This is a genomic window from Alkalibacterium psychrotolerans, assembly GCF_054784355.1.
Genome location: NZ_BAAGPH010000038.1, coordinates 1 through 10,233, shown reverse-complemented (window position 1 = coordinate 10,233; position 10,233 = coordinate 1). Strand labels below are relative to the sequence as shown.

At 33.4% G+C, this 10,233-nt stretch carries 6 protein-coding genes; all 6 read left to right on the top strand.

Translation table 11 applies throughout. The features are described from left to right. Positions 1 to 338: 338 nt before the first annotated feature. Positions 339 to 2,267, top strand: a complete 1,929-nt coding sequence (locus ACYVLS_RS06945) for a hypothetical protein (protein WP_460322879.1) — start codon at positions 339 to 341, stop codon at positions 2,265 to 2,267. Then, on the top strand, positions 2,264 to 3,124 hold the full coding sequence (locus ACYVLS_RS06940) for a hypothetical protein (RefSeq protein WP_460322877.1): 861 nt from the start codon (positions 2,264 to 2,266) through the stop codon (positions 3,122 to 3,124). Before ACYVLS_RS06945 ends, ACYVLS_RS06940 begins: the two co-directional genes overlap by 4 nt. Continuing rightward, on the top strand, positions 3,114 to 3,881 hold the full coding sequence (locus ACYVLS_RS06935; RefSeq protein ID WP_460322875.1) for a hypothetical protein: 768 nt from the start codon (positions 3,114 to 3,116) through the stop codon (positions 3,879 to 3,881). Before ACYVLS_RS06940 ends, ACYVLS_RS06935 begins: the two co-directional genes overlap by 11 nt. A gap of 25 nt (positions 3,882 to 3,906) precedes the next feature. Further along, positions 3,907 to 5,616, top strand: a complete 1,710-nt coding sequence (locus ACYVLS_RS06930; RefSeq protein WP_460322872.1) for a DUF262 domain-containing protein — start codon at positions 3,907 to 3,909, stop codon at positions 5,614 to 5,616. A gap of 113 nt (positions 5,617 to 5,729) precedes the next feature. Then, on the top strand, positions 5,730 to 6,635 hold the full coding sequence (locus tag ACYVLS_RS06925) for a macrolide 2'-phosphotransferase (protein WP_460322870.1): 906 nt from the start codon (positions 5,730 to 5,732) through the stop codon (positions 6,633 to 6,635). 346 nt (positions 6,636 to 6,981) lie between these two features. Then, the gene (locus tag ACYVLS_RS06920) at positions 6,982 to 10,095 is read left to right on the top strand and encodes an AAA family ATPase (RefSeq protein ID WP_460322868.1); all 3,114 of its coding nucleotides are present in this window, start codon (positions 6,982 to 6,984) and stop codon (positions 10,093 to 10,095) included. Positions 10,096 to 10,233 lie beyond the last annotated feature (138 nt).

Here is a 10,233-nt window from a genome sequence, read left to right as displayed (position 1 = left end):
TTCTTCCATGGTAAGATGGGTGTAGGCCATTTGTGGTCACTCTCCTAATTTTCGTGGTTGTTAATTTTGGAATGAGTGTACCACAAATGGTTTTTTTAATCGTCTAGCTTAATTTTACAATTCAAGTCTTAATAAAAAATATTCTATAAAAAAAACGAATCTTGTTAATACAGCACATTAGCCAATTAATCATTTCATCTTTTGTGAAAATAGTCTGACCTATCTTAAATAATAAATTGTAATTTTTACGGAAAAATGATAAATCTATTTGATCTTTCACATATTACGTGATCTAATGATTATACAAGACTAATTTAACAATAAAAGGAAGAGATAGAATGAACGATACAAATTTTTTTCAATTTTCAAAAGTTGATCACGCTGAAATTTTTACATTTGATCCTTCTTTGGAGCGTTTTAGACAACAAATGATAGCGGATGGGGATGATGCTGAAGGTACTATTCGCGAAATCATTCAGAACTCATTAGATGCGAAAAATTATGAGGTTAAAGAGCCTGTAAAATTATCACTTACTGTAACTGAAGTTAATAAAGAGGATATTCCTGGGATTGATGATGTATTCGAACATATTCAATCTTTAAGACCAGGAAATAATTATACAACTGAGACAGTAACACATATGAAAAGTAAAGAAAGCCAGCAGATGGTGGATGTCCTCACTGCATCAGATTCCAACACTAAAGGTTTAGATGGAGCAGGTAAGAAAGAAAACAGTACATATTCAGTCTACGCCTACAATAAAGGCATACATTTTAGACATGAAGATATAGGAACTGAAAAAACTCGAGGGGGCTCACACGGAGTTGGCAAGATAGCTAACAATGCTGCTTCTGAAATTCATTTAATGTATTTTGCAAATTGCGACAAGTATGGGAACAAACACCTGGGTGGATCAGTACAGTTATTTGATCATATTATTGATAACCAGTCTTATAGAGGGACAGGACATTATGCGTTAGTAGATGCAAATGATAATTTAGTTCCGAAACAAAATGATCATTCCTCGTCAGTTTTTCAAAAAAATAATAGAGGATTAAAAATAATAATTCCATATTTACGTGATGAATTAACAAAAGAAGACAATCTGGTTAAAGCAGTATGCAATAACTTTTTTATAGCTATATTACAAAAAAATCTTGAAGTAACTCTAGATATTAAAGGGAAACATATTAAAATAACCAAAGAAACTCTGAGTGAAATCATTGAACAATACTACACATCTGAAATCAGTGAGATGAAGAGTGAATTTCTTCCACTGTATTTTCATACTTATTTAAATACAGAATCTCAAAAACTTCAGGTTGTTTTACCAAAGAAATATGATAGTCAAACTTTTAATTTTGATCTGTTTTTCTTTGATGATAATGAGGAGATTCCTGCCGGAAGGACAGCAATCGTTCGTAGTGTGGGCATGAAGATAGAAGATAAAAAAGTCGCTAGTCATGTTAGAACACCCTATAACGCTGTATTGATTGGTGGTCCTGAGGAAGATGAATATCTTAAATCTCTTGAAAACGAATCCCATACTGCGTTATCCAATGAATTAATACGAGATCCTTATAAGAAATTAAAGGCTAGAAGCTTCTTGATTAAACTCACCAAAGAATTGAGAGAAGTTATAGAGAAAAGTCAAAGTGAAAAATTCTCACCGGATGGAGAGATTGACACCAGTGATCTTATATATGAATTGAATTGGGAATTTGATGGACAAATCAATAAAGATTCAGAAAAAATAGAATTAGCTGATAAGACAAACCTAGAGATTGATAACAAAAAAGAGCGCAGAAAGAAACACGAAAGAGAAAATGGAGGAAAAGAAGGAGATAAAGATCATAAAAAAAATAAAAAGCGACGACCGCGAAAGAAACAAACTGATAAAGAGAACCAACAGGAGGTTGTCAATTATATTCTTCCCCCCGCTATAGTAAACAGAGCAGTGGTTGATAAGGAAGAGTTTATCACCTTTAATTTTGATGAAATTGAAGGCGCAGACAATTGGAATAAGATAAACCTGGGTATAAAGTTAATAAACGGTCAAGGTGAAGAAATCGATGAAGGTATATCTTTAAAGGATCTATATACTGATATAGCTGAAATCACTAATGGCGAATCAAGAATTAACTTTGATGAAGCAAAAATGTATGATATCCCTGTTAAAGAAGGCTACACATTACTCACTCTAATGACCGGTCCCAAATACAATTCTAACTTGAAATTTCTATACAAAGTGGAGGTAGTCGAATGATATATAACAAAGACGCTGCATTCTCATACCCTGTACTGACCAACTCTAATAACAGCTATATCAATAGTGGCTTTGACTTTAGCATTAATAATATTATAGACAACTCTGATACTTATGAGTTAACTCTTCAATATGATATTGAGTCTTCATTTGTTAGAAGCTTAATAGAAAACAAACTTGCTACACTTATATTAATCGTACAATCCGATGATAATTTATTTTTCGAGCTGGATAATAATCAGAAAGTTGTTTCTATAGCAAAATCTAGAATTACATTTAAAGAAAAAGTAAGAGCACAAGTGCATATTCAGTCTAAAGAAAAAATACTATTTGATACATGTACTGAGCTAAATCAGTTTTATTCATCGATAAAAAACAGAATAAGCATTTCCCAAAATTGCCTTGTTGGTTATTCAAATGTTTCTACTATTCGGAATACTGGAAGAGAAGGAGTTGCATTATTTGAGAAAACTGTAGATCCAAAAATGGATATGGAATTTTCTGTGCAATTATCTAATAAATCAATAATATTGAAATTTAAAGAAGATAGACATCTTCTGAAGACTACAGCGAGAAGCAGAGATATTATGAATATCTACTTGTATAATGGTTTGCAAAGAGCTCTGAACCAGTTCGTAAGTGAAAATGTAGAGGATGACGAAGAAGGATTATATCTGGAAGATATTGATGATACCAGTTTAAACGACTTACATTATAAAATATATCAGTTATTGAATAGAAGAGGCGTAATTGAAATAAGCTATGACGATATAGATAAATTAGTTCAAAAATTGGCCCCAAATATTATAGATAAATTTACTTATTCAATTGAAAGGTTGAACGAAAATGGAATTTAGATTGTTAGAAGAAAATTATTCTTCATCTGAACAGTTATTTAAGGATTTTATTAATGATGCTATTGATAGAGATAAAGAATATTTTAGTAATGAAACGGTTTTTTTAAAGAATGCTCCTGACTTTCCAGTCTATATGGGTAGAGGATCTGAAAAAGAAAAAAATGAAGCCTTCCATGAAGCAATCTTGACTATAATGGCCTCGTATATTCATACACCTAGAGAGCTTCACATGAATGGTAGGTTTTGGCATTCCTTACTAATGACAAAAAGAGATTATTTATTTGAAATGTACGGCCATATGATTCATTCTCATAAAGATTTCAATAGAATTATCCTAAGAACTTTTGATTGGGAAAACTATATTTACAAATGTGTACTAGCTGCCGAATATATTCATGACTTAAATTTAGATTCAAAAAATGAGACGGATTACTATATTCAGTTAATAGTTAAAAATATTGATATGTACAACTATATTATTAAATATTCTATATTTAGAAACGGGCACTTTATCCTCAATTTCTTTAAAGCAGTTGATGAATTAGGTCTGACTCAACTTATGAAAGCAAAAATTAAAAACCGAGATGATTTAGGAAAAGACGAACGTTATGGCCGTCGAGTTTTTCTTGAACTTAATAATAATTACCCAGTTATTATGGCTCCGTTTTTAAAAAAAGAACAATTGAAGAATGAGATTCTAAAAGCCCTTTCTAATTATATAAATGACGACGAAATTAGAAAATTTACCACAAAATAAATTTTAAATGAAAGGATTAACTACTATGAAAAGAGTCGACGCACATGAAACAACTTTGAAAGGTTACTTAGGTATAGAGTCTGATATTGGTGAATTAACTATTCCCTTTTCTCAGAGACCTTATGAATGGAATAAAGCTGAAGTGGAGAGACTTTTCAATGATCTAACGAGCTTATATTATGATGATGAAAATATTCATATGCTTAACTTCTTTACACTTTCTGGAGAAGGTGGTATGACTAAGATATTTGATGGTCAGCAGAGGACAATTACTTCATTACTAATTGTTGGTGTCTTCATAAAGAAGTTAAACAACCGTGGTTTACTAGAAGCTGCTAAACAATTACACAATCAATTCATTGAAAAAGTCGAGTATATTTCGGATGATGGAAACATTAGAAAACTAAGGTTTGATGATAAAGAAACTGAAGACTTTTTCTATAAGTTGCTATCATTTGAAGATGATGTAGATCTTGATTCCAAGCATTACGAGAATGAAACTATTCAAACATTCATTTCTAATTTTAATTTGATATCTCAATTGTTAAATCGTTTCATTGACAAAAACGATTTAAATCGAGATGATATTAGAAAAATGGTGAATAGAATTCTTACAGCCACTAATTTGATTACTATCAAGACAGACACCGACGAACTGGCAATGGCTATGTTTGAGTCACTGAATAATACTGGTAAGCAACTTGAAAATTATTATGTCCTAAAAAATGATTTGGTGATTTCTTTAGAGGAAAGAGCTGTAAAAGATAAATGGAATGAGATAGAAAGTAACTTAGCTAACTTTGACCAAAGTGATTTTTTAGTAGCTTTCGCAACAGTTTTAACTGGAAAAAGCACGAAGAAAAATGCTTTATCAAAAATTTATACTAAGTACTCTAAACAAAACCGAAAAGATATGACGAATTTATTAGATCTTTTACTTACGGCGTCTGAAAAATATCTACATCTTAGAAACCCTGCTCAGTTAACAGATTACAGAGATCGTTCCGTATACGATAACTATAGGGAAAATATTTCTAATTTAAATTTATTTATAAAAAAACAGCAGCTTCCACTGTTGCTCGCTGGCATGATGAAAGGTTATTCATTATCTGATATAAATGACATTGCTACACACTTATTAAATATAGGTATCAGAAATCTTTATTTTGAGGAAAGAAGAGCAAATACAATTGAAATATTGATTGCGGATCTAGCCAACGATATCTATACGGAAACTAAGTCTTTTACAGATATTTTAAAAATTCTTAAGAAAGAAGCGCTTAGTGATGCCGAGGTAAAAGAAGCTATTAAAGGTAAAATAGTTAAACGAGGTCAAGCTGAGAAAAACCTTAAATTTATTTTGAGAGAAACTTATAATACGACAGATCTTCAAAGAGAATTAAAAATACGAGATAACCTCAGTGAAATTCATTACGAACATATTTTACCTAAACGTCCCTCTAAGAATAGCCAATGGGTAAAAGACTTTAATGTGGAAGAAGAAAGAGAAATTTATACTTCAAAAGTAGGTAATGCTACTTTGCTACTAGATAAAATAAATACTAATATCAGCAACAAAGATTTTAAAGATAAAAAACTACGCTATAAAGAAAGTCACATTCCTGAAAATCAAAAGATTGCAAATCACAAAAAGTGGACTACAACGGAAATTGAGAATAGAACAACTGATATAGCCGACAAAATTATAACCTATTTAAATAGACTAACTAGCTGAGGTATATTTTTATAAGGAATGTATCTATCTGATTTTATTACTTCTTTTTATCTTTATCATTCCTGTATATGCACAAAGATACGACGGCAATACAAAATGGGGGAAGCATCATTATGAAGACACTCATAAAGAACGTAATCAAAACCGCTGCTGAACACGGCATTCATTTAAAAGAAGACTCTTTTTCGTCAGAGTCAATGGGACTGGATTTTCAGGTGTTCTTCGCTGAGGATAACTCAGGAGAGAAGTGGGTATGTCGTGTTCCGAGAAGAGAAGACGCCTTGGAGAAAGCTTTGAAAGAAAAAGACATTTTGGATTTTATCAGCAGCCATCAGTCCACTTTCAAGGTGCCTGTCTGGGAAGTGGTGACTAAGGATGTTATCCTATATAAACAACTAGAGGGCAAACCAGCTGTCACAACTGACCCAGAAACGCAGGACCCCATCTGGGCATTCGACAGTGACTCTGTGCCAGAAGCTTATATTAATAGTCTAGGCCAGTCCCTGGCTGCTTTGCATGCTCTGCCATCTGATCAGGCGAAAAAGGCAGGAGTCACTGTTCAGTCAGCCGAAGAGGTCAGAGAGTCTATGAGAGAACGGATGGCTAAGATAAAGTCTGCTTATGAAGTGAACCCGCAGCTTTGGATACGCTGGCAGAAGTGGGTGGATAGTGATGAGTACTGGCCAAAGAAAACCGGCTTGATTCACGGCGATTTGTTTCCCGGACACACACTCATTGATGATAACCATGTAGTCACAGGTATTATCGACTGGACCGAAGCAGAAGTGTCCGATACATCAACTGATTTTACAGCTGTCTATATGCTGTTCGGTGAAGAAGCACTTGATAACTTAATTTCCAGCTACGAAAAAGCAGGCGGCTACGTATGGTCACAGATGAAAGCACACGTGATTGAACGTCTGTTGACTCAAGCCATAACAATCGCCGAGTTTGCGGAGTCTTCAGGTCTTGAAGACTACCGTCAGATGGCTGAAGATATGCTAAAGCAAACTAATTAAATCGCAAAGAAGCCAGTCTCTGAAATCAGTTGACTGGTTTCTTTTATTCCTTCTAAGTTACAATAAAGCTATTCAATTTTATTTAAAGTGGATGGGAGGGAACTCAATGACAACGGGNCATGGACACAGCCCAATAGCGAGTGTTAAAACGAAAGAATTTGAATACAGAACGGATTACGCAAAACTATACGAACTGCCTTTTGAACAAATTTCTAAAATCGACGACTGGCTTCAGGAGTATACACAAACGCCACTTGATGAGCGTGAACTTTAATTATGTTATATTAAGATTATAATCGGCTTTAATTGTCAGTGTTGAAAGTTTAAATAAAGAAAGGTGAATACAATGACAGTGTGGATATTTCCCAGTAACCCTAATACTTATGATGTTAAAGGTGCATTAGTTCAGCAAGATGGATTGACTGATTGGAAGAAAGGGAATAGACAAGTAAAAAAAGGGGATATTGTTTATCTTTATGCTTCATCCCCGGTAAAGAGGATTATCGCTAAGTTGGTTGTAGAAAACGATGATGTTTCTGAACAAAATCGATTAAAGGATGATAAGTTTTGGAAAGATTCTAATTTAATAAACAACTCAGGTACAGAAAGTTATATCAGATTAAGGCTGTTACATTATCTATCTGGCAATCAATTTTCCTACTACGAATTAAAGAAAAACGGTTTGTCTTCCACTGTACAATCCAAAATTAAAGTGCCTGAAGAGTTGAATAATTATTTAGAGGAAGCTGTATCCAAGATGATTCGTTCATTCTACTGGGTAGAGTTCCATGAAGAGTTAGCCGCAGCTTTCTTAGAATATAAAAATAGGAAAGAAGAATTTTTAGATTTGGTACAGAAGACCTTTGATAACCTAAATCTAACCAATCCTTTCAGAAAAGAATGGATAAGCAGTAGCAACCTCGATCCTTTCTCAGTTTTTTCAGCTATCAATCGTAATTTAACTTGGGATAATAAAAAACAACTGCTTGAAAACTTAAAAACTCATTTCAACTTAAATACTCCTGTCTATAGTGAAAACTATCAAGGCATCCCATTTTCCAATAATCAGAAATTTTTGTTTATGTCAAACAAAGGACACGGAAGTACTGAACGATTGTGGGAGTTATTTGAACTAGCAATTACTAAAGGTATTGATAATTTAGGTGAACACTTCGTTAATTTATACAATGAGTCTATAACTGTTCCTTATATTAAATGGAATATGACAATGGCGCTTTTCTGGATTCAACCGAGAAAGTTTCTGACATTAGATGCAAATGTGCGTAGCTTAATCAAACAAAAGTATGATCAGATTAACCCTGAGAAAGATTACGATGTCCTATTAAACACAGTTATTTCTGGGGAAAACTATTTGGAATTAATTACTGATATAAATACTTTTCTTACTGATTCAGTTTCTGAAGCCTTTGATTTTCCGTCTTTTTCGGCTATAGCATACACCTCTGAAAAAAGCACTATTAATTATCAAGCTTTTTATGATTTCAAACAATACCATGGTCAAAAGTATCAGGATCCTGCCAAATCTGATTCTAACACCTCCGACATGATTGAGTTTAAGAAAAAAGGGCAGTCCGCTAGAGAAGAGTTTCAGAAAGTAGTTCATCTGTTAATACCACATATTACAGATAAATTACCCGACAAAGTACCTAGTTGGATTAATCAAGGACAGATAGGTCATGCTTATTTCTGGACATTTTTAAGAGATAATAAAGAATATAAAAACTCTCCCGCTATCGCTCTGGCACTTTCAGATGCTGAAAAGTCAGATGAGCTTAATTGGGTGATGGAAGTTAATGTTTTGAATTTCCATGCAAAAGAAGAGGAGGACATTTTGCGTCAAAATCAAATTCTAGATATACCTTTAACTGATGGTTTATATTATGTCGCTGAAACACAAAACGGACAACACTATGTGCCAGATAATCAAGAGCCGGGCTTTTTAAAACAAGCGATTAAAAATAGAGAAATAAGAAAAGTACAGCTGAAAATTGATATCGGCAAAGTAGAGGATTTTTCTCATGCGCATGTATTAATAGATGCTTTACTAGATGCTTACCAAAAACTTGAGCCTTATTATTTAGCTACAAAAGAAGTATCTGAAGACAAATCTACGGATACCAACTCACAGTTTTATGTGTTAAGAGGCGACAAAGATACTGTGTTCAAATCACTTGAAACAGGTGAGTGGAAAGATGGGTTTGATGTTCTCAAGGAAGCTGAGGTAGGCGATCAAGTTGGCTTAGCAATACTTAAAAAGCATAATTACCCATATTATGATATTCCGCTTCAAAGAAGTACTAAAACGTCCATCAGTTGTTACTATTTTTATGCCCGAGGAGAAATTGAAGAAGTCAATTTAGAAGAAGGGTTTGTCAGTATCATATGGGAAGAGTTTGATGCCGCAAGACCTTGGTATCTGTATACTTACGCTCATCCTGTGTGGAAAATCAGTATGGAGAGACCAGCGTGGCGAAAAAATCTGTATAATTTTATTTTTAATGATGAACCACAACAGTTTGACTTGTTTCTCAATGGTCATAATTTTCAAGAAGTTAATCTCAAAAAAAGAGTCAGTTACACAAAAGATGACTTCTTAAAAGATGTCTTTATTGATGATTCAACTTATGAAAGAATCATTAATTTGCTAAAAAGAAAACGGAATATTGTTTTGCAGGGACCTCCAGGCGTAGGTAAAACATTTATTGCAAAGAGATTAGCTTATTCATTCATTGAAAAGAAAAGCTCTGAACACGTTAAAATGATTCAGTTTCATCAAAGTTACAGTTATGAAGATTTCATTGAAGGAATAAAGCCGACTATTGATAGCGATGGTTTTTTATTAAAAGATGGTGTTTTCAAAGAGTTTGTAGAAAGAGCACAACTTAATCCTCAAGAAGACTATTTCTTTATCATAGATGAAATAAACAGAGGAAATATTAGTAAAGTGTTTGGGGAATTACTTATGCTGATAGAGTCTGATAAGCGTGGAGAAGACTATCAGATTCCTTTGCAATACAGTGATGATTATTTTTATGTACCTGAAAACTTGTATATTATTGGTATGATGAATACTGCTGACAGAGGTTTGGCAATGATGGACTATGCATTAAGAAGACGTTTTGCATTCTACGACGTGTTGCCTGCACTCGAGAATACTAAATTTATTAATCAAATTAGAGCTTTAGGCAGTCCGAAGGCAGAACGTTTGAGAAAAGAAATTCTTAAATTGAATGATTCAATTAGAGAAGACCCTTCTCTTGGGAAAGGATTTGAAGTCGGTCATAGTTACCTCACATTAGATATAGAAAGTTTTGAAGAGACTCAATTATTAGAAATTATTGAATATGAAATCATTCCTCTATTAAACGAATACTGGTTTGATAATCCTGACAAAGTTGATGATTGGAAAATGTCTTTCATGGAGGCATTAGATGAGTAACTCGACAATACCTGAGCCAATTTCATAATTATTTGTCGTGTTTAACACCTGATAAATCAACTTTTTTAAAACATAGAAAAAAGGAACCCCCCCATATGGTACAATTAGGTTGTCGACTAAGACACGTACTCCAGGAGG

Coding starts and splice junctions, on each gene's coding strand:
- ACYVLS_RS06925 (WP_460322870.1), top strand. CDS start 5,730: ATGAAGACACTCATAAAGAACGTAATCAAAACCGCTGCTGAACACGGC.
- ACYVLS_RS06930 (WP_460322872.1), top strand. CDS start 3,907: ATGAAAAGAGTCGACGCACATGAAACAACTTTGAAAGGTTACTTAGGT.
- ACYVLS_RS06940 (WP_460322877.1), top strand. CDS start 2,264: ATGATATATAACAAAGACGCTGCATTCTCATACCCTGTACTGACCAAC.
- ACYVLS_RS06935 (WP_460322875.1), top strand. CDS start 3,114: ATGGAATTTAGATTGTTAGAAGAAAATTATTCTTCATCTGAACAGTTA.
- ACYVLS_RS06945 (WP_460322879.1), top strand. CDS start 339: ATGAACGATACAAATTTTTTTCAATTTTCAAAAGTTGATCACGCTGAA.
- ACYVLS_RS06920 (WP_460322868.1), top strand. CDS start 6,982: ATGACAGTGTGGATATTTCCCAGTAACCCTAATACTTATGATGTTAAA.